This is a genomic window from Ensifer canadensis (assembly GCF_017488845.2).
Lineage (GTDB): Bacteria > Pseudomonadota > Alphaproteobacteria > Rhizobiales > Rhizobiaceae > Ensifer > Ensifer canadensis.
Map to the genome: position 1 here is coordinate 2,141,949 of NZ_CP083370.1, position 20,113 is coordinate 2,162,061.

Sequence of the window (20,113 nt, forward strand, 5' to 3'; positions counted from 1 at the left end):
CGGAGGATGCAGTGGCTAGTAAACATCTACTTGCGTCTCCGCCGGTCCGAACCGGGCGGATCGCGGAAGGCGTTCGAAAGCGCGAGTACTGCGAAAAGCGACGCGACCCAGGTGAAGAGGATAATCACAAACGGCTGGAGGATGGGATAGTATGTGACCCAGTCCATTGGCTTCGGGCTGTCCCCAAATCGATATGCGGTATTCCAGTAAGGAGCGGCAACAAATGGTCTGCACGTATTGACGAGTGCCATCCTCCGCGGGCTATCAAACCAACACAGCTGTTCGTGTCGGTCGCACGTCATACCCCTTTGCTCAAGTTCCTCGAACGAACATGAAAAATGCAGTGGTTTGACGAAGACTTTCCCATCGAGGAAATGTGAAAAGAAGTTCGCCTGGGCCGCGAAAGGCAGTACGACGAACAAAAGTATAGTCGCGAGGGCGGACAACCGCCCGGTTGAAGGTTGCGGGACTAAGGATAGCCGACCAAACGCGGGCACCCTTTGCCACCAGCTGTGCAGGCGAAACCCTGTCGAAAAACGGAATAGCAACCACATCAGCACCGGCATCAGTGCGGCAACGATATGCATACCCCAAAACGCGGCGAGCAGAGTGTTGTCGCCACCGAGCGAGAAAGTTTGTAGGCTCTTCGCGCCACGTTGGACGACGAAGTGGCCAAAAACCAAAATGAACGTCACCGCAGCCAGAATCGTCCATGTCGGGGCGAAGGACGATGACATGTCCCGTCGTTCGATCGACAGCTCCGGGAGGACGGCGGCGAGATCGTATGCCGGTATCATGTAAGCGATCTTTTCCGTCGGCGAGACCAGTTTCGCTACAACCATTCCAACCGAGACTTGATGCGTGGCGTTCCACAGGGCCGCCCCCGAAAAGCCTTGCTCGACGAATGCTCCTGCGCTGTCAACGGCGTCGATCTGTATCCATGCAGCCGTGGTTGAACCCATGAAGATGGCATCGACATTGTTGCCAATCCAGCGATCGCTGCTCAGCCCAAAGACGCTCAGCCGATCGCTATCGAGCTGCATTCCGGTAATGTCCGCCAGTATCGCTGTTCCTGCGCTCTCCGGGGCATCGGTTTCCAGGGTCAGAAGGGCAATGTCGTCACGTGGGAACATTCCAGGCGCACGCCATCTGGTGATTCCGGCCACGATTTCCGGCCGATCGCCGACGAGAGGGAACCTTACGACCACACGGCTTTCAGGACCTGGTTCAATCTGGGAGGTATCCTCGTGGCCAAGTGCGACATTGACTACATGCGCACAGGTGATGACATGCCGCTTGCCGACGAGAATCCCCATTCCGGCATGTTTCCCTCCCGTAGCTGGGAGGATCATCGCGATCCCGGAGTTTTTCGCAGAACTCAGACGCCCGCCCAACCGCGAATGAGCAGCCGCTCGACGAGCTTCGCGTGTCATGGTGCTTGCACCAGTCCCCATGCGACATCCCTCTCACTGATCGTAGGCTGGAGACCTGTTGCCTTTGCCTTCATCATCTCGATGACCTTGGCGGCGCTGGCGTCCTTCTTTGCCGCAAGAAGTTCGCCAGTCCAAAGTGCGGCCACACCCGCAACGTGGGGTGTCGCCATGCTTGTTCCGCTCATCGTTTCAAGCCCACCGTTCAAGCTTGCGGAAAGGATGTCCACTCCAGGCGCAGCGAGTTTGGCTCCGACGTTCGAGAAGTCGGCGAGGGTTTTCCCGCGACCAAGAGCGGCGACTGAGACGAACTCTTCCGCACTGGCGGGCGGAGCCACCATAATGGTGTAACGTGGCATTTTGCTTTCGTTGCCGGCTGCTGCCGTTACAACGGACCCAGCATATAGCCCGCCTTCGCCGGCTATCCCGCGTGACAGTTTGTCGAACATTCGTAGGTTCATTGTGTACCCTGCAAGCGCAAGCGAAGTGGCCTCTGGGATATCAAGTCCTTTCTGAACCAAACGTTGCACGTAGCCCGGAAAGTCCATGCCGAGGGACATGGAGATCACATGAGCTCCCTCCGACTGCGCCCACAGGATCGCCTTGATTATAGCGTCGGACGCGCCGCCGTTCTCGCCAATCACCTTGGCGATAAGCGCGCGGTCGATCTTTCTGGCAATACCGATGCGCGTTTTACCGACGTCTTTTCCAAAAATAGTACCCGCGCAGTGCGTCCCGTGACCATCGACGTCTGTGTCAGGTTCACCGTCACAAAAATTGCGATGAACAATGAGTGTTCCGTCGAATGCCGGGTGGTCTTTGTTGATTCCGGTATCTAGGACCGCAACCGTCACGCCGGCACCCTCACGTTCTGATCGGTCAGCGCCAACCTCCTCGATTCCCCAAGCCGTTTTTTCGTTTTTCTGCTTTGATTTCACTGATCGTATAAGATTGATTGGCATGCGCAGAACAGCATCCCACACTTCTTTCTGCTGCAACCGATCCCGCGTCTCGTTGACTGACATGACGGCGTTCTCAATTTCGAACGACGGCGTCTGCTTTTCCTTCGTCTTCGCGCTGCCTGCCAGTTGGATGTCAATTGGTATTCCAGCGGGGCCCGGCTTGCCGCGCACTGCGGGGGCAACGGCTTTGAATACAACCCAGTCCAACTTGAGGTCTTTCACGGCTGCCTCCATTTTTCGACGAGTGGTCAATTGATGCGTGGTTACAGACGAATGTCGGAAAGTGTTTTCAACTCGGCGCTCAAGGTTAATCCGCCCAGCGCCAATTCTTCGTTTGAAAAAGCGTCGTAGGAGGAAAGGCTCCCAAACGAGATACCGCTTACCTCTTCGATCTTCCGTACACTTCGCTGGTATGTTTTGTACTTGCCGAAGGCGGCTTCGAGACCCCAGAGTTCCTTGTCCTGTTCCACAACATATGCTGTCGCCGAGGGCTTGCCGTCGTCACCGAGGAAAGCCAGCACTTTCCAAAATGCGGCTGGTATTTGCGCCTCTCGGTACCGAAGGTCGTGCTTGCCAAGCACGGGGCCAGTGAAGACCGAACATCTCTCTTTCCAAGCGCGTGCGTTTTGCAGGATGTAGTTCTCCAGCCCCAGCCACGTTTGCTGGTTGACTACGTCCATTTGCGGGGCGCAGTTGGTGAAGTGGAACGTGTCGGCATTCGCCGTTTTTGCGGCCGGACCCCAGTTGGGGTCTTCACGCCTCACCAAGTGTCCACGATCTAATCGGTTCCCAATGTAAAGGCCTTCCCCCAGCTGAGAATCCATGGGTATCCGCCCGTCGAGGAACCATTTGTCATCGCCTCGGGAGACCGATACCGACCGAGCTCCTTCGATGTTCGCAGCGGTAAACATCGCGATTCGCCGAGAGCCTGACATGACAATGGAAAAATGCTCGTAGTCGAGCCTCCCCGATCTATCTCCGGCAACTGGGGTGATGTCCTGTAGCTTTTCGCCTTGAGGCTGCGGAATGCCAACATTGAAATCAGCGAGGAAAGCTTGTTCGTACCCCTTGCGGCCGATGAAATGTTCAGGTTTTGAAATCCTCAACCGAGAGGAGGTGCGCGCTTCCGGCGCAGACCGAAGTAACTCCGGCTTACCGTCCCCCAGCTGCCGCGTATCGCGCAGACGGGGACGGTATTTCAAATCCACATTCGGCTTACTTGCTTCGTCCATAGAGAGTCCCCATTCGACTTGAAACATGCGCGCCGTGGGTTTGCGTGGCGACCGATCGATGCGACGTTCCAAAGGCTAAGACACGTCGCTAGCCCCAGTCGGTCCAGTAACTGAGAGTCTCCACATTCAACGAGTACTCGTCAGCGATCTGCTGACCTTTCGTTGCCATGCAAGCCGGAAATGCCACCTTGGCTGCGGCGAGAGCCGCGCTGCCCCCGGTCGCAAAACCAGCCCCGATAGCCGCCGCTGCTGTAGTGGCTATACACTCTTCGGTCGCTTTCTTAGCTGCGTCGTGTAAGTCATCAGGGCCTGACACGACCAAAAAGGCTTCCACCTCCATGTGTCGCCACTCGGTCTTCCATTCGTTGCAAGTCTTCCAACCGCCGCCCCACGGCCAGTCACCGCTTGCGTACCCAATGCAACTCGTGCGGCTTTGGGGCGGAGTCAAAGGATCGCCCCACTGGGCGATCTTCTCTCGTTTGACCTCGGCTGCGTTCAGGCCAGACGCCAAACATTGAGAGGCAAAAATTAGCGTCAAAACCACTTTGCGCATGGCCCCCTCCACAATTAGTGCGCGAATATTTTACCAGAATATTCGGCAACCCTCAATTACAGACAACTAATCAATGTTGACTATAAATTGCCGGGTCGCGGGCGTGCCTCTCGCGTTGTAGAAGCCGTGTCGAGATTGTCTGCGACCGCATTACCATGAGTGCTCGAAGCTTCCTTGAAGCCACTGCTCGTGTTCGTCACTGTGAGGCAGCACAGGCAGCCGGTCGTGGACGTATCGTTCGCGCTTGGTCATGACCCTGAATAGACGGAACCACCCCCGTCCCTTTGCCTCAGAGCCTCCGAGCCCGCGTGGACGGGGATTCGACAACCTCGGCGTCGCTGGGTTGCGATCCCTTGACCATCAGCAACCTTCTGATAACTGAACAAACATAGGTGAGCGCTAGGCACTTGGGGGAACAATTTGGCTGACAGACATGACGACGTACGCGCTCGCACAGCTCGCTCCACCACCCAAATCGGTGACGCGCTCCGCGACCAGGTGATCGATCTTCTCGAAGCGGAAGGCCACAAAATAACGCGTGAAATCCGCATTGACGTGAGACCCATCTTCCCTCCATTTTTCAGGAGAGTCGTTGGTTTCAATCTGACTTCAAGCGGCCTGTTTTTCCATAGCCATTTTCATTGCGAATTCGCTGGGTGTGATATTTCCGAGCGATGAGTGTGGTCTGTTTCGGTTGTAGTCCTCCTTCCACGCTGTGATGTCCGTCCGCGCCTGTGTCAGCGATGAGAAGAGGGTTTCGTTGAGGCATTCGTCGCGGAAGCTGCCATTGAAGCTTTCAACGAAACCGTTCTGCATCGGCTTGCCAGGTGCGATGTAATGCCATTCGACGTGTGTGCCCTGGCACCACTTGAGAACGGCCATGCTGGTCATTTCCGTGCCATTGTCAGAGACAATGGTCCTTGGCTTTCCGCGCCGTGCGATGATCGTATCCAACTCCCGAGCAAGCCGCAGCCCTGAGAGTGACGTGTCGGCGACTAGCGCCAAGCACTCACGGGTGAAGTCGTCGACAACGGCCAGGACGCGGAAGCGGCGACCATCGGTGAAGGCGTCGCTAACGAAGTCCAGGCTCCAGCGCTCATTGGGACGCGATGGTAATCCCAACGGCCGCCTGGTTCCCAGGGCACGCTTGCGCCCGCCGCGTTTGCGGACGGTCAGCTTCTCTTCCCGATAGAGCCGCCTGAGCTTCTTCAGGTTCATGACGATACCCTGCCGATCCAACATCACGTGGATGCGCCGATAGCCGAAACGGCGGCGCTCTGACGCTACCTTCTTCATGGCATCCCGGATATGGGCGTCATCAGGCCGAATACTGCGATATCGCATGCTCGACCGGTCAATGGACAAAACCTCGCACGCCCGACGCTGGCTCACACCATGCTCCTTGCAGACATGAGCCACCGCATCTCGCTTCACATCGGGCGTCACCATTTTTTTGATGCGACGTCCTTCAGGATCGCGTTGTCCAGCATTGCTTCGGCGAGCAGTTTCTTCAGCTTGGCATTCTCATCTTCCAAAGCCTTTAGCTTCCTGGCGTCGGAAACATCCATGCCGCCATACTTCGCCTTGTATTTGTAAAAGGTTGCCTCCGATATCCCATGCCTGCGGCAGACATCGGCCGTCTTCTGGCCACTCTCCTGCTCGTTCAGTATCCCGATGATCTGCTGTTCCGTGAACCGTGCACGCTTCATTCCGTCCGTCTCCTCAATGTGACGGACTCTACCAAAATTTGGAGGAAGTTCAGGGTCTCAGGTCAGCATCGGCACCAAAAAAGTCGACATCCTTCTGCAAACGGACGACGAGTTCCGTCCGCAAAGGATCGCTGTCGAATGTAAAAATCTCGCCAAGAACATGTCGCAGGGGGAACTGAACGCGATCTGGGCCGACTACATGTCTTTGTACGAGAAAGGCGAAGTTACAGGTGTCTTCGTCATTTCAAGGCTCGACTACTCGCCGGAGGCGAAGGCTTACGCTCAAGATAGGCGCGGTCGGCTGGAAATTTTCTCCATCAAAGAATTCGAAGACAATCTCCTCGGCTTCCGTCGGTACTGCCGGGAGGTTCGCGACCTTTTCAGCGAAGGCGACCTTGAGAATTATTATATCAAGTCCTCGATCGAAGGTGGCGACGAACTCCACAAACGCATTATTGCGTGGGTGGCCGATCCTTCGAAGACGCCGGTCGCAATCCTTGGCGGCTATGGGATGGGAAAGACCTCATACTGCAAGTTCCTTACGAGGGAACTGGCAGACCGCTATCTCGACGACCCCTCCTCCAGGGTCCCGATTTACGTTCGGCTGTCCGATATCGCAACCCAGACGGATGTGGACGGCCTCATCGCCAAGACGTTGGCCGGCCGTTACCATACGAAAAACTACTCGTTCGCCAAATTTAAGAAGTTGAACCGTGCAGGGAAGTTCGTGGTCATCTTCGATGGCTTCGACGAAATGAAGCACGCACTGTCCTGGGCGGACTTCAAGTACAACTTTTCCCAGATACACTCGCTTCTGGAAGGTAGGGCCAAGATTATCGTTGCGGGAAGACCCAACGCATTTCTCTCCGATAGCGAGCACGCCTGGATACTGCGGGGCCAGCGGATAGCGGGCGAAAACGTGATTCGCATACCGGGCGCACCCAGGTACTCCGAACTCGCCTTGGCACAGTTCTCGGACGACGAGGTTACAAGATTTCTCGAGAGATATCTTCGTCGACATCATCCCGTCGAACTGACTGACCTTTCCGAGATCGAGATGTGGGTCTCCGATCGTGTGACAGACTTCGATAAAATTAGGGCAAACGGCGATCTTCACCGACCCGTTCACCTCAAAATCTACGCTGACATCGCGGCTGATCCGAATGTGAAGCTCGAGAATTTCACCACCTACGGCCTCTATTCAATCGCGGCTACTAGAATTAGCGAGCGCGAAGGCGAGAAGATCGTTCGAAAGCAGATCGACGCCGAAAAACGGGAGCGGATCATCGAGCGCATCGCATGGTGGCTCTGGGACTCCTTTGATGGGCGGCGTCTGTATTTTACAGCTGATTCTGTGCCCGAATCGATCATAGGGCGCAACCTTCTCGACGACCCCGCTTACGAGCGAGACACGCTTTACCGCGAAATTTTCACGGGGTCGTTCCTGGAGCGGAAGTTCGGGCAGAACTATTACTTCTCCCATCGATCATTCTTGGAGTTTTTTGTCGCGCGCAGGCTCGAGAGCGCCGAAAAACACGACATTCCAGTCCAATCGATCTTCAAAAACCTAAATCCAGAGATATTGGCGTTCCTTAGACAAAGCCCAGGTTATCAAGAGTTCCTGGCGTATGTTGACAGGGGGATGCAGCGGTTCAGCGGGGAGATTCCCCAGCTGCTACTTGAGGAAATATTCAAGTACCGCGAGGAGAAAGGGTTAGCTGACGCTCAGGTCCCGATCCAGGTGCTGCTTCGCTATTACGGATTCTTCCGAGCCGAGGTATTTGACGTCCCTGCGCTCAAGCGAATGATCACAATGGACCTGAGTTCGAAAAATCAGGAACATCGCGAGACCGCGCTGTATTTCGCACTTTACCTCCTTCGAATGCGGTTCGACAGCGAGGTACTGGTTGGTCTCCTGCAAGCACTCGCGAAAACCGTGCAATGGCCGAACCGAGCTGTTTCCGGGTCAGGTATGAACATGACCAAGTACTCATACTCCCGTCAGAATATCGGAGAATACGTCTTTGTACGATTTGCAAGGATAGCGGCAGAAATGACGAAAGACGGCCAGCCAATTGTCAGTTTTGACTATGCCCGGGCCTTCGAAGAGGTTCGGGACAAGAGATCGCCCAAGATCGTGATTGACGCATCAAGTTTCGAAAAGCTCACCGATCCCGCGCCCGCACGCTTGGAGTTCACCGAAATCTTCGAAGGGATCAGCGTAAAGGATCAGAAGGCAGCACGTGACGTCTTAACTGTGGGTGTGACGTGACGGTGGTTCGACACTGATCCTGTACGAAGGCATCGCGCGGCTGCCGCGTTGACCCGAATGACGCACGCCAGCTGTCATTGAGCTGTGCTCCGCTTCCGACGGCTCATCTCCGCCTGATATTCTCGCTCCCAGGCCGGCCAAGTGCTTTTGATGAAGGCGAGAACGGCGCGGAGGATTGGCCTGGCGGCGAGTATCGCCTCGAGATATTCCCCGCTCGCGCCGCACCGATCACGTCGGCGGATGGAAAGGCGGTCGGGGACCTCCGACAGCAAGGACGCCGCCGCGCCCCGCAGGACGTTGAGGTTCTCGGCGGCGTAGTCGCGCCGCGACCGCGACCTGTCCTCGCCGAAGGTCTCATCGAGGACCCAGTGCAGCGAGTTCTCGATCGCCCACTGCGACCGGACGGCGGCGGCGAAGGCCCGCGCCGACAGCGGCGGGCGACAGTTAGTAGCGGGTCGAGGCGCTGTCGCGCCGGTAGCCTTGTCGACGTCCGGGCGTGTGAAACTTGATCCGTATCGACGCCGCTTGTTTCATCCCCCCGCAGGTCATGTATCTGTCTCCGCAAGTGTGTCCATGATACGGACAGCACCAAGTAAGATCACGGTCTCCGCAGCTGTGGCCCGCCATAAACGACTGAACTGGCTACCGCTGTGAATCAAGCACTTAGCTTCGTGTCCGCCGGAAACAATTGAACTCGCCGCCACATACCTTTGAATGCTGGAATCGATGCTGACCCACGCTCACCCTTCTCCTGACGTTCAGTACGAGAGGATATCAGTCATTGCTCCCCTCGTTGCGGAGGGAGCGCAGCGAGAGTTCAAGCAGGCTCTACCGCGTCAAAACGCCGATACTTACAAGTGGCTCGGCCTATTTCAGGTGCCGCAAGCAGCCGCCGTTCGATTGAAAGAGCTTTTTACTGTGAAGACGGCCCTCGCGCTTGGCTTGGACAACTCAGATGCTCTGCTAAGACACATGCCCGCGAAAATACTCGGTCAGTTCGACGACACGCCGAATCTACCCCGGGACTATCGATGTAAAACCTCGCTTTGAACAACGGAAGGGCGCTCGATCCATCTCTGGAGAGCGCCCTTCGTAGACCCGGACAGCGTCGCGCGCGACGAAGTCACTGCGGCAAGCCATCGATAACGGGTGATGGCCTGTAGATGTGTTGGGCTGATCCCGTTTTCAAGGTTCGCCTGCCATAGGCAGAGCAACGCTTCGCTTGTCGACGTACACATGACTCCGTTTGATTGCGCCCGGGTCGGTAAGCTTTGGCGTGACCGAAACGACCGCGATCTTCCAAGTTGGAAGCTCTGGCTGCGGCACAGGCATAACGCCGCTGAGTACGGTCAGCCCCCGCCTCTCCATCCCTTTGATGTGGTCAAGGATGTCGTTGTACAGCTTTCGACGGCTCGTCGTCTGCGGATTCCGACGTGAAGCCGGCCGCCATTCCGATCAAAGACCGGCCACCATTCCGATCTGAAGCCGGCCACCGTTCCAATCAAAGACCGGCCGGTTTTCGGCACTGAACATTACCTCCTGGGTCAGCAACTTTGGCATCAATTACACCACGACAAACGTGGAGATTTTGATGCCGGCAAAGAGAAGGCTGACCATGAGACAGTTACGACAAATGCTGCGGCTTGCCGGAAGCGGGACGAGCTCCCGCGAGATTGCCGTCGTGTTGGGAATAGCGCGCAGTACGGTGCAGGATAATCTGCGGCGCGCAGCAGCGGTTGGATTGACCTGGCCCTTGCCGGGCGAACTGACCGACGATGCGCTTGCGAACAAGCTCTTCACTCGCAACGGCGTCAAACAGGGCGCGAGGAGACGCGTCGAGCCGAACTGGGCCGATCTTGCTGTCGAGCTCAAGAAGCCTGGTGTCACCTTGCTCATCCTGTGGGAGGAGTATCGTGGCTCGCATCCCGAAGGATATGGCTACAGTCGCTTCTGCGAACTCTTTCGCGGTTTCGAGCAGCGGCTTTCGCCGACGATGCGCCAGGAGCATGCGGCCGGCGACAAGGTGTTCGTCGACTATTCCGGCAAGAAGATCCCGATTGTCGATCGCAAGACCGGCGAGATCCGCGAGGCAGAGATCTTCGTGGCGGTGCTCGGCGCATCCAGCTTCACCTATGCGGACGCGACCTGGACGCAAACGCTCCCCGACTGGATCGGCTCGCATGTCCGGATGTTTCGTTTCTTTGGAGGCGTTCCCCGGCTGATCGTTCCCGACAATCTGAAGTCAGGCGTCAGTCGTGCCAGCTTTTACGATCCCGAGATCAACCGCAGCTACGGCATGATGGCATCGCACTACGCCGTCGGTGTTCTTCCGGCACGGCCGCGACGGCCGAAGGACAAATCGAAAGTCGAGAATGGCGTCCGGTTTGCCCAGTCCTGCATTCTGGGGCGATTGCGCAATCAGACCTTTTTCTCGCTTGCTGAGGCCAATGTTGCCATTGGCCAGGCACTCGATCGCATCAACGGCCACGTCATGCGCCGGTTGGGCGTCAGTCGCCGGCAACTGTTTGAGAGCGTTGAGCGTGCCGCACTCGCAAGTCTTCCGAGCGAAGACTACGAATTCGCCGAATGGCGTTTGGTCCGCGTCTCGACGGATTACCACGTCGAGTTCAAGACTTTCTTTTATTCCGTGCCGCACAGCCTCATTCGCCAGCAGGTCGATCTGAGGGCAACGGCACGCACCATCGAGATCTTCCACCGCGGCAAGCGCATTGCCGTGCATCAGCGCCGCTATGGTGGTCCTCGCCATGGAACTGATCCGGATCATATGCCCAGTTCCCACCGGCGCTATGCCGAGTGGACACCGGATCGCTTTCGGCGCTGGGCCGCATCCATCGGCCCTCAGACCGAAGGGTTGGTCATCGCAATTCTTTCCAGCCGTCCTCATCCCGAACAGGGCTTTCGAACATGCCTGGGTGTCCTGCGGCTGTTTCGCGACATCGAACGCAATCGGGCTGAGGCCGTTTCAGCCCGCGCCGTCGAGATCGGTGGACTGAACTGCAAGAGCATTGCCTCGCTCATCGCCAACCACAAGGCCGCGCGCCATTCCACCGAACCGACCGCCATTATCGATCACGCCAACCTGCGTGGCCCTGATTATTTTCATTGAGGAGACACACCATTGCTGATCAACCCCACCATCGACATGCTGCGCGAACTCGGCCTTTACGGCATGGCAGCCGCTTTCCAGGAGCTCGATGCACAATCAGAAGCACGTGGCCTCGAGCATGCAGAATGGCTTGCCATGTTGCTCGAACGCGAGGCCACCATGCGTCGACAGAAGCGCTTCGAAGCCCGCGCCAGGGCTGCCAAGCTTCGCCACGACGCGCAGATCGAGAATGCCGACTTTCGTGCTGCACGCGGCCTCGATCGCAATCTGTTCATGGCGCTTGCCGGCTGCGACTGGATCCGCAAGCACCACAGTCTTCTCATCACCGGGCCAGCCGGTGTTGGCAAAAGTTGGCTGGCCTGCGCACTCGGCCACAAAGCATGCCGCGAGGATTTCTCCGTCGCCTATCACCGCGTCCCGCGGCTGTTTGCAACTCTTGCCCTTGCAAGGGGCGACGGGCGATACGGCAGGATCCTCAAATCCCTCGCCAAGACCGACCTGCTTATTCTTGATGATTGGGGACCGGAAAAACTCAACGATGATCAGCGGCGTGACCTCCTCGAGATCATCGAAGACCGCTACGAGCGTCGCTCGACAATCGTCACCAGTCAGGTGCCTCTGGATCACTGGTACGAGATCATTGCAAACCCAACGCTCGCCGATGCCATTCTGGATCGCCTCGTTCACAACGCATACCGCATCGATCTGACCGGCGACAGCATGCGAAAACAGCGTCCGCTGGTCGCCGCTGAAACACCTCAAACTTGACCTGAAACAAAACCCGATCCAAACATCAAACAGACCCAGGATCAGTCCGAGAAATGGCCGCCTTCAAATCGGAACGCCGGCCGGAATGAAATCGGAATGACTGGCCGGCTTCAAATCGGAATCAATGGCCGGCTTCATCGGAATACGCATCGTCGTCGAAAGAACTCTCAATCCACTCAGCTAAAACGAAGGATGCGAGGTCCAGGTATTCGGCAAGGTTGGCGATATCGTCATCGTACGTTTGCGGGACATCCGGCCTGTGTAGGAGGATGCCATCGCATTTGGCGGCTTCGCGGATCGCACGGTGGGTTTTCATAGGAGAGACGGCAACCTCTTCGAGGTGGCCGTAGGTCTCGACAAGGCTTTCAAACGCTTTCTCTGGTCCGAGGGGTATCCGGGGTGCGTGATAGGCCCCCTTTTCGTAACCAAGCGCGACCGCGATCCTATCGAGGGCCTCTTCGCTCATCCTCTCTTCACGTTCCACCCTTTCGACAGTTGAGATCGAGACGCGAGCGAAGTCGGCAAGCGTCGATACCTTCCAATTTTTCAGGTTGCGTGACCACCTTACGACGAAAGCAACGACTTCCAACGGTGGTCGCGTCGGCACATCCGTCCGGCGCTCAGGCATCTGGGCAATCTTCTCAACGATATCTGATACGTTCATTGAGCAATCTCCTTTCGATCCTCGGAAGATGCCCTGGATGCGTCGAGGAAAAGAGTCTCGAAAATCCTTCAGCACTGGGCCGTGCGGACAACGCTTGCGCGTCGCCCGCGCCCCTTACATCCTCATCAAGCCACGATGATCCGGTCCATGTAGTATTCGCGGCAAGGGTCCATTTCGACCCCCAACAGCTCCGCGGCTGGCCGCTTTACCTTCCCTTCGAATACTTCCTGACCGCCGACCTGGACGCCAATAACGCTGTCGAAGTTGGCTTCGATCTGGGGATGGTAAAGGATCGCTCTCTCGGGAAGATGCAAGGTGTTGCCGACTTTAGAGCCTACTCCCGCGATTTCAGCGAGCGGTTCCGTGTTTTTGCTCCAGTCGCGCTGCTCTGGATAAAGCCTTATCGAAAACGACAATGGCTGTCCCTTCGGCGCAATGAGCTTGCGCGGCAATGTCTTGTAGGCTCGCGTATTCCTTCGATTGCCATCGGGGTCCGCGAGCATGGTGAACCCCATCGTTTGCCAGAACGGGATGGATGTCGGAGGAGCGCATTCGATGTGAACGACGCTGTTTCCGCGATCATACGCGCTTTGGAGCGCGTGTTCGGCTGCGAGCCGACCGAGACGCCTGCCTCGGAGATCAGGACGGACCGCCACGATGTCCGGTCCCTTCCGCCCGTCGGCGACGAAGGCTACTGCCTCGCTGCCGAGTACGAGGACATCAAGCATGGCCTCGTCGTGGATGGCTTCAATTACTCGCCAATTGCAAAAGAAGCCTTCGCCGGTTTCCTGATACTCGAGCTCGAGCCAGCCCCGTATATCAGCCACGTCTTTTGCAGTGGCCTTCCGAATAACGATGTCCTGCATGTTTCCCCACGATTGACCTACTCGCTGACGAAGTAAAATCCGTCGATCCGCTTCTCCCTCACATCGCGAAACGGGTTGTTCGACGCCAAAAGGGCATCGAGCTCAGGATCGCATTCCCAGGGTTCGTGGACCAAGCACCAGTCCAGATGTAGGAACTCACCATCCTTCGAGACGAGGGCCCCGATACCCCGGCTTGCCTTGCTCATGTACTTCGCGGCCTCCGTCAGGGTCTGGAGGCCCGTCCTGCGAGCCAGTTCCCCTTCAAATCCCGTCGTAGGCTTCCCAGGCGGGAACGGCGAAAACATGAAACTGCAATCCGTCGCAGGAAAATAGAACCTGTACGGCTGTTCGAACCGTCCGCGCTTGGCCGCCTCGATCGACAAGTCCAGCCTTTGCTTGGCGGCTCTCCACGCCGACCTCGGCAGCTTCGCGAACTCCAGCAAGATGCGGGAGTAGTCGCCGCTATCGTCAGGATTCTGAATGTGATCGGCGAGGCGATTCATGATCGGAGAAAGGTCGGTCTGGTCAGCGTCGTCGACCAAGCGATGCAGCGCCTTATGCGATTGGGGCGACGGCAGCACCTCGTCGGACAGGTAAGCCGCCAAGACATCCGCCTCAACAATCGCCACCTTGGTCTCGGCGAGCGTGAGAAGCGCCTTCTGGCGGTATTCAAAGTAGCGGCGGATTTCGTCGGGAACCGCGAGCGTCTCGACGACCAAGCTGTAGTCGTTCCGCTCGAAGACGTGGACGAAGCCCGCTGTTTCGCTGACGTGATAACGGACAGACCTGCACTCCTCAGGCAACGATGGGCCTGCGACGTAGATGACGATCTTCTCAAGGTGCAGGATGTCAGCCCCGCGAATCTCATAGCGGCGGCCCCGTCCGTTGGTGATCGAGATGCTCTGGTGTTCCCGGAGAAAGCCGATCGAATCCTTGATCTGGCTCATCGCCTTCCCGCGGACCTTGTTCTTGAACCAGCGTCGTTCGACGTCCGGTTCGTCGGTCGGCTTCTCCCGCTCCTTCATCTGGATGACGAATGCAGTTTCTCCGAGCCAGACAACATTATCGGCCAACTCCATTTCGTCGCCAGGCCGCGGCGAAAATTGGTTTTGGGAGAACGTGAACTCCTTCCAGAAGGTGGAGCCGTTCAGTTGCGCCGTGAATTCCTCGAGGGTCATGAAATGCCGTATGCTGGAGACAGTGTCCCCTGCATATAGGTTCGTCGAACACGCAGCTCAACTCTGCCGCGAGGTAACTCCCGCGATATCAAGGTACCCTAGTTTCGGCAACAAGCCTCGGATCGAGACCCGTCCTCTCTCCCGCATGTCCGCGCGGGCTAGCGCCCATCGAGCCAAGCTGTCAAAGCATCTATATGGACTGCGAAGTCCCTGCCTTCTTCGGGGCCACCCTTGTGAATGACACCAGCTACCCTGTCTTCGTCATCAAGAACTGGCCCTCCCGACATGCCCTGGGTTAGCTTTTGTGTGACCTCGATAAGCGGAACCGCACTCTTTACCGCGAAGCTGCTGATGTGGCCTGAACGAACATTCAAACTGTCCCCAGGTCCATAACCTGGATATCCGACCGCCGTCAGCGCGTCTCCGAGTGACGGCGCTCTAGTCGCCATTTCGAGCTCGAAGAATTCGTGAGCAGGAATCTCGTGGTCCAAGATCGCAAGGTCGCGGACGGTGTGATGCTGTTTGACCCGTGCCTTGAAAACATTCGATGGCTTCGAGGGATGATAGACATCGATCTCTTGTCCAAGCGCCTCCTCAATACAGTGAGCGGCGGTAACCAAACCCACGTCTTTCAAAAAGAAAGCACTTCCCTGGGCAAATTTGCCCTCGAAGTGTTCGATCACCCATACGGCTCGACTCCTGATTTGCGCGCGGGTCGGTGAAACCTTGATGGGCTGCGTAGGAAACGAGGAATTAAAGCGGGCAGCGATCGCACGGAAGATTGGGTCGGATTGCCCCTTTACGCTTCCAAGCCATGAAATCTCACCTTTCAAGTGTTGGCTAAGGCGGCACTTCCCTCCGTATTCGACTTCGAATTTCTTCTGCGCGGTATCTGCGCCCAGGGTCTCGATCGAATACAGAGTGCTCCTTATGTTCCGGACAAAACGCCTGTCAACGTTCAAACCGGAATTGATTTTGAGCCCGGTCACTATCCGGCGGCTGTGCTTGTCGCCGTAGTGCGATTTGCTCGGGTTGAGCTTGAACCCGTTGTTCGTGAACGCCCCGATCAGCCTCGGCGAGAGCAGGTCCGGGACAAAATTGCCTGTCGGAGGAACGCCTTCAGCGAACAGGCCTCCAGGTGGCTGATAGCTCGAGAACGTGACGTCGTCGGCATAGCGCGTGTAAATGCAGTGTGCCGCCTTGGCGATCGCTTGAAGTTCCTTGTCGAGTTTGAAGCACACCATGTTCGACAACACCGGGCTGGTCGGCGCACCTTGCGGAAGGACCCCCTGGTTGGTGCACAGACGAGCAACCACGACTGCGACGGACTCGTCGATCCCGACGGCCTTGAGAAGACCCGCAACACGGTTTTCAGAAATGGACGGAAAGAAGCGTTCGACATCCAAATTTACGACGAACTTACTTTTCAGGTGTGAGGTCGCGTTAGTCCTGACGGATCGATCCGGGACAAATCCATGGACTGGATTTCTGGGCGAGTAGATTTGATCGAGAAGTGGCGCGATCGTCCTCTGTAGCATTTTCAGCCGCCGATCAGGCGCGCTGATAATTCTGGGTTTACCGGACTTCGAAAGAAGGGGAAAGTCTTTGTACATCCGCCCCCGGAACCACCAAATCTTGCGCAGCTCGGCTTCCGACAGACAAAGGTGGTCTAAAAACGTGGTGAGGTCCGTCATCTCCGAAGGTATGCGGACGCGGAAGCTGACGCCGCCGAAAACGCGCAAGGGGTGTGGCACGAGGTCTCCCTCCAATCACGCCATGTGCATTCAGGCATACGTGGCGCGCACGATATTGTAGATACATTCGCTCTTACGCCGCAGTTCCTACAGCGCGTATGCGAGGGGAGACCTCGTGCCGAATCCAATACCAACTGGTCAGACAGACGGATAGCGCCTGAACGGCCTTCCGGATTGTTTCAACAGGGTTTTCGATCGGAAGTAGAACACGCGGTCGCGTACGTCGCGGTCAGGGCACTTGTAGAAGCGAACTGAGGACACTATTTTGGTAGAGGCTCACGACAGGAGCCTGACGCCCGTCAACGCAAAGCTGCTAGCGGCACTGTCGAAATGATCCCTACCCGTCCATGTCTGGTTCGGGCTCGGGAGTGGAGCGGGCGACACTCGTTGGAGCTGGAGAATCGGCATGCCGACCCCAAAGGTTCGTCCCTCGTCCATCGACGGAATTAAGAGACTTGCAAAGCGGATAGAAGCACACAGCTGCGCTTGATGAGGCAGCCAGCATCGCCGGCTACCAGACTTTTCTCCACGCCAAGCGCAGCCTTCGCGTGCGAATGAGCCTGCGCCCCCACCAAATGCAAGGACATCAGCAGCTATGAATTCTAGCGACTTTCACACTCGCGCCCGCTCCCTGTGGGTGGACACAATCAATCAGTTTGCATCCGACGGCGATGCGACAATTTCTTGGGACGACATCGACGATATTGTCCGTGTTATGTCTCCTTTTATGGGCTCAAACAAAAACCACGCCCATCTACCGACTGGTGGCGGTTTCGACTTCTTGTCTGTCAGAAAGAGTGTCGAACGCGGTTGCATCGAATTCCAGGTCTTCAGCGGTTCCGCAATCATCGCTAAGCCTCGTCGTCTGGTTCTGGAGCGGCTCGCTTCCGATCCGGCCCAGTCCTTCCTGATGCTGGAACTCGATGACTTGCCGCCTGCTGTCGCCCGTGATGACGAAAGAGCCGAGCGCGCTCGTGCCTGGCGGCAAGAAGAACTGCTCGATCTTGGAGGTGGCGACTACGTTGAACGCGGAAGTGTTGATGAAGAAGACATTCCGGACACCGCACGTAATGTGGTGCGGCTCTTCAACGGCCAGGTGATGCTTGTCACGAAAGGAAGCATCTGGAATGGCGCGTCCGTGACCTACAGCGGTGTTCACGACACTGAAACCCACTCGGAAGTCAGAAAAGTCATCCAAGAGATTTCGGACAAATTGGCCGAAGCCTAGTTGATTGCCACATGAAACGGCATCGCCCCTCTCTCAAGCAAGGGGCGATGCCGTAGCCATATCGCTGTTCATCATCTCGGTCGTGCTGGGTTTCGGTCACGGCGTCGCCTGATTTGTCACATGGGCGACGATCTACGAGAACTGTGGTCAGAACCTCCATCGGCGGGCATCATTTCTTGCACGGTATGCCTCGAACCCCGGAAATCCCGATCGCCGAGACGGAGGCTGCGTGGGGCTGGCAAAGCCACGTATAAGCGCGCCGGAGAGGAAATGGTCGCTGACACTCTGCCGATGGACAGGCGTTGTGATGACGCGCCCGCGGGGAATGTAGGTCAGCCACCAAATCAATCCCGTAGAAGGCAGCCAAGGCGACGAAAAGTCAGCGTCGCCGAAATCCAGGAACACGGGGTGACTGCCTCCCCTCCAGCGTCCGATGATCGCCGAGGTTTGATCCGACAGAAGCCATGCGCGTGCCTTAGTCTCCGCCGATGGAGCATAGGTCAGCGCCTCTTGGAATGACGGCAGATCGCGTTTCAGCCGATTGCCGTTCACGATCCACGCCATGCGGCCATAGAAGGCCTCGCGAGATTGCGCGGCGGCAATCAAGGTGAGATTCGTCTCATCCTGATCGCCGCGCTATACGAGATGCCCTCTCTACGGGGGTGATAGCTGAATACTGGAACTCAAGGACGCTACCGCCCGCCGTTTTGACATCGGCTATATGGACGTCGCCGTTGCTCGCGATATGCCTGATCTCCTGCCACTCAGTAGGAAACTGGTTCTTCCAGCCGCGATGCCATTCGGTTTCCGGCTCCCACCAGTGGTCACAGGCGACGGTGCTCTTATGAGCCCAATGGCGCAGTCGTTTGAGACCGCACTTGGGGATCATGGGCGACGAGCATCCGGGGCACGTGCCGCGAACGCCTGCCGTCGCCTCCAGACGGATTCCTTCTACGAGGGCATACTTCATTGCATCTCCAAACAGCCATGAGCCGCGCCAGAAACGACGCACGCTCGGTTCACAGGGGAAAATGGCGGGCGGCTTGGATACCGCTTGGAGATTCTTCGGGCAGTTTCGGCTGCCTCATGTTCTTAGTCGCCCGGTCCGCCTGACGACTAAACCAAGATTAGTGGCTTGTTCCTAACAATGCAATGCGACCTGGAATGGAGAGCTTTGGTCCTAATTTTCAATGACAAGCTGCGGATCGAAAACCGGTCATTCTGCACAGGGTAGCCTGAACAGGCTTAGGCTATCCTGTGGAGAATACGCGACATGGCCGGGTCTGCGACGGAAGCCAAGTTGCGACGCACAGAGTTCGTTTCAGCGTTGGTGAAGTTCCGCAAATCTCAATCATTGAAGATCGGCAAGTAGTAGGTCGATATTGCTTTTCGCGGGAGCCCACAGCGGGCTGCTCAAGCGGTAGTACGAGTGGCAGAGCGCAATGATCTTCGACCCGGCTCCCAAACCAACGGTCTTGCGTTCAGCTTCGGTGATCCCCTCATAGACGGTGCTGGTGAACCCCGATGACGATAAAAGTATGCCCTTTCGGGCCTGCTCTCGGGCAGTTACATGGACCAGCTTGGCAAGTTCTTGACTACCTGGCTTGTTTGATAGCCAGTGCTTCACCTCGACGAGATAACGATGCATCTCCCCGCCGTGATCGATTTCCAGCGACAAATCAAAGCCGCCGTCTTTGGTTGACCTCGTGAGGGTTGTGTCGAACCCCATCCCATCGAACACTTCTCGAAGTACTCGCTCTAAATCGAGCCATGTAATCTTGTTAATTTCATCGGGTGCTCGCGATAGCCTCAAAGCAATTGCTTTCATGGCATTATCGATGATCACAGCACACGTCGGACCATCAATGTCGCCTTTGGGGCGATCTTCCCAGGGAACATTCTTCCAAAGCCAGCTGCGAAGCTCCGAAACACCCAGAGCGTCTACTGTACCCAACCCAATTTCCTGCGCGTAGCGCGTCGCCTCTGGGGGGAGTTCGTCGGAAAAAACAACAAGCGCTCTGTCCAATCCAGCTTCTTTCCGCAGTTCCTCCGTTCTTTGTAGCGCTTTGCGAATTACTTCGCGGCGCGCAACGCCTTTCACCTCTAAGGCAAAGCTGATTTTCTTGCCTTCAAAGTCAGCTTCAAACGCGCCGTCTAGCGGCACAGTCCGTTCACGTGTCAGGTCCCGAACTTTAAATCCGCATTTGGCGAACAACTGGAAGAGCGCCTGCTCCCGAGCCATTCCTATTGCTCGGGGATCGTCGCTCGACAGCGGATGAACGAATCTCTTAATCAAGAAATCGATGTCGTCTTCTTGACGTTCCATTATGTAATACCTGTCGCGTTCAGCATCAATTAGGGCGAGCACAC

At 56.8% G+C, this 20,113-nt stretch carries 16 protein-coding genes; 4 read left to right on the forward strand and 12 right to left on the reverse strand.

Features of this window, described 5'->3' with window-relative positions:
• Positions 1-26 precede the first annotated feature (26 nt).
• The 5 genes from J3R84_RS10525 to J3R84_RS10545 form a co-directional block, all read right to left on the reverse strand.
• Complete coding sequence (locus J3R84_RS10525) at positions 27-1,316, reverse strand: trypsin-like peptidase domain-containing protein (RefSeq protein ID WP_203528217.1); 1,290 nt, start codon at positions 1,314-1,316, stop codon at positions 27-29.
• 113 nt (positions 1,317-1,429) lie between these two features.
• Positions 1,430-2,614: a S8 family peptidase gene (locus J3R84_RS10530; RefSeq protein WP_203528218.1), complete on the reverse strand. Its 1,185-nt coding sequence runs from the start codon at positions 2,612-2,614 to the stop codon at positions 1,430-1,432.
• Positions 2,615-2,655: 41 nt separating this feature from the next.
• The gene (locus J3R84_RS10535) at positions 2,656-3,624 is read right to left on the reverse strand and encodes a DNA/RNA non-specific endonuclease (RefSeq protein WP_203528220.1); all 969 of its coding nucleotides are present in this window, start codon (positions 3,622-3,624) and stop codon (positions 2,656-2,658) included.
• An 88-nt stretch (positions 3,625-3,712) separates the two neighbouring features.
• Entirely contained in the window at positions 3,713-4,177 is a 465-nt protein-coding gene (locus J3R84_RS10540) for a hypothetical protein (protein ID WP_203528222.1), read from the reverse strand.
• Positions 4,178-4,786: 609 nt separating this feature from the next.
• A protein-coding gene (locus J3R84_RS10545) for an IS3 family transposase (protein ID WP_144239139.1) occupies positions 4,787-5,886 on the reverse strand; the annotation gives its coding sequence in 2 pieces (ribosomal slippage) (positions 4,787-5,634 and positions 5,634-5,886; 1,101 coding nt in all).
• A gap of 160 nt (positions 5,887-6,046) precedes the next feature.
• Between J3R84_RS10545 and J3R84_RS10550 the strand changes: the two genes are divergently transcribed.
• The 3 genes from J3R84_RS10550 to istB all read left to right on the forward strand — a co-directional run bounded on the left by J3R84_RS10550 (position 6,047) and on the right by istB (position 12,053).
• On the forward strand, positions 6,047-8,158 hold the full coding sequence (locus J3R84_RS10550) for an NACHT domain-containing protein (RefSeq protein WP_207932894.1): 2,112 nt from the start codon (positions 6,047-6,049) through the stop codon (positions 8,156-8,158).
• Positions 8,159-9,773: 1,615 nt separating this feature from the next.
• Positions 9,774-11,285: an IS21 family transposase gene (istA, locus tag J3R84_RS10555; RefSeq protein ID WP_373688562.1), complete on the forward strand. Its 1,512-nt coding sequence runs from the start codon at positions 9,774-9,776 to the stop codon at positions 11,283-11,285.
• A 12-nt stretch (positions 11,286-11,297) separates the two neighbouring features.
• Positions 11,298-12,053 (forward strand): IS21-like element helper ATPase IstB, encoded by a 756-nt coding sequence (istB, locus tag J3R84_RS10560; RefSeq protein WP_203530155.1) that lies wholly within the window; start codon positions 11,298-11,300, stop codon positions 12,051-12,053.
• A 121-nt stretch (positions 12,054-12,174) separates the two neighbouring features.
• On the opposite strand, the gene J3R84_RS10565 is transcribed toward istB, so the two are convergent.
• The 4 genes from J3R84_RS10565 to J3R84_RS10580 form a co-directional block, all read right to left on the reverse strand.
• On the reverse strand, positions 12,175-12,717 hold the full coding sequence (locus tag J3R84_RS10565; RefSeq protein ID WP_207932895.1) for a helix-turn-helix domain-containing protein: 543 nt from the start codon (positions 12,715-12,717) through the stop codon (positions 12,175-12,177).
• Between the two features lie 125 nt (positions 12,718-12,842).
• Positions 12,843-13,583 carry a GNAT family N-acetyltransferase gene (locus J3R84_RS10570; protein ID WP_203530058.1) on the reverse strand — a complete coding sequence of 247 codons (741 nt, stop codon included), beginning with the start codon at positions 13,581-13,583 and terminating at the stop codon, positions 12,843-12,845.
• A 17-nt stretch (positions 13,584-13,600) separates the two neighbouring features.
• Positions 13,601-14,761, reverse strand: coding sequence for a homoserine kinase (locus tag J3R84_RS10575; RefSeq protein WP_203530059.1), 1,161 nt, complete (start codon positions 14,759-14,761; stop codon positions 13,601-13,603).
• 158 nt (positions 14,762-14,919) lie between these two features.
• Positions 14,920-16,515, reverse strand: a complete 1,596-nt coding sequence (locus J3R84_RS10580; protein ID WP_239637555.1) for a trypsin-like peptidase domain-containing protein — start codon at positions 16,513-16,515, stop codon at positions 14,920-14,922.
• A 595-nt stretch (positions 16,516-17,110) separates the two neighbouring features.
• On the opposite strand from J3R84_RS10580, the gene J3R84_RS10585 reads away from it, so the two are divergent.
• Entirely contained in the window at positions 17,111-17,743 is a 633-nt protein-coding gene (locus J3R84_RS10585) for a hypothetical protein (protein ID WP_203530060.1), read from the forward strand.
• A 147-nt stretch (positions 17,744-17,890) separates the two neighbouring features.
• Here J3R84_RS10585 and J3R84_RS10590 read toward each other — a convergent pair whose 3' ends face one another.
• The 3 genes from J3R84_RS10590 to J3R84_RS10600 all read right to left on the reverse strand — a co-directional run bounded on the left by J3R84_RS10590 (position 17,891) and on the right by J3R84_RS10600 (position 20,069).
• Complete coding sequence (locus J3R84_RS10590) at positions 17,891-18,349, reverse strand: hypothetical protein (RefSeq protein WP_225906577.1); 459 nt, start codon at positions 18,347-18,349, stop codon at positions 17,891-17,893.
• Positions 18,350-18,362: 13 nt separating this feature from the next.
• Complete coding sequence (locus J3R84_RS10595) at positions 18,363-18,713, reverse strand: competence protein CoiA (protein ID WP_225906578.1); 351 nt, start codon at positions 18,711-18,713, stop codon at positions 18,363-18,365.
• Between the two features lie 381 nt (positions 18,714-19,094).
• Entirely contained in the window at positions 19,095-20,069 is a 975-nt protein-coding gene (locus J3R84_RS10600) for a restriction endonuclease (protein WP_203530061.1), read from the reverse strand.
• Between the last annotated feature and the right edge of the window lie 44 nt (positions 20,070-20,113).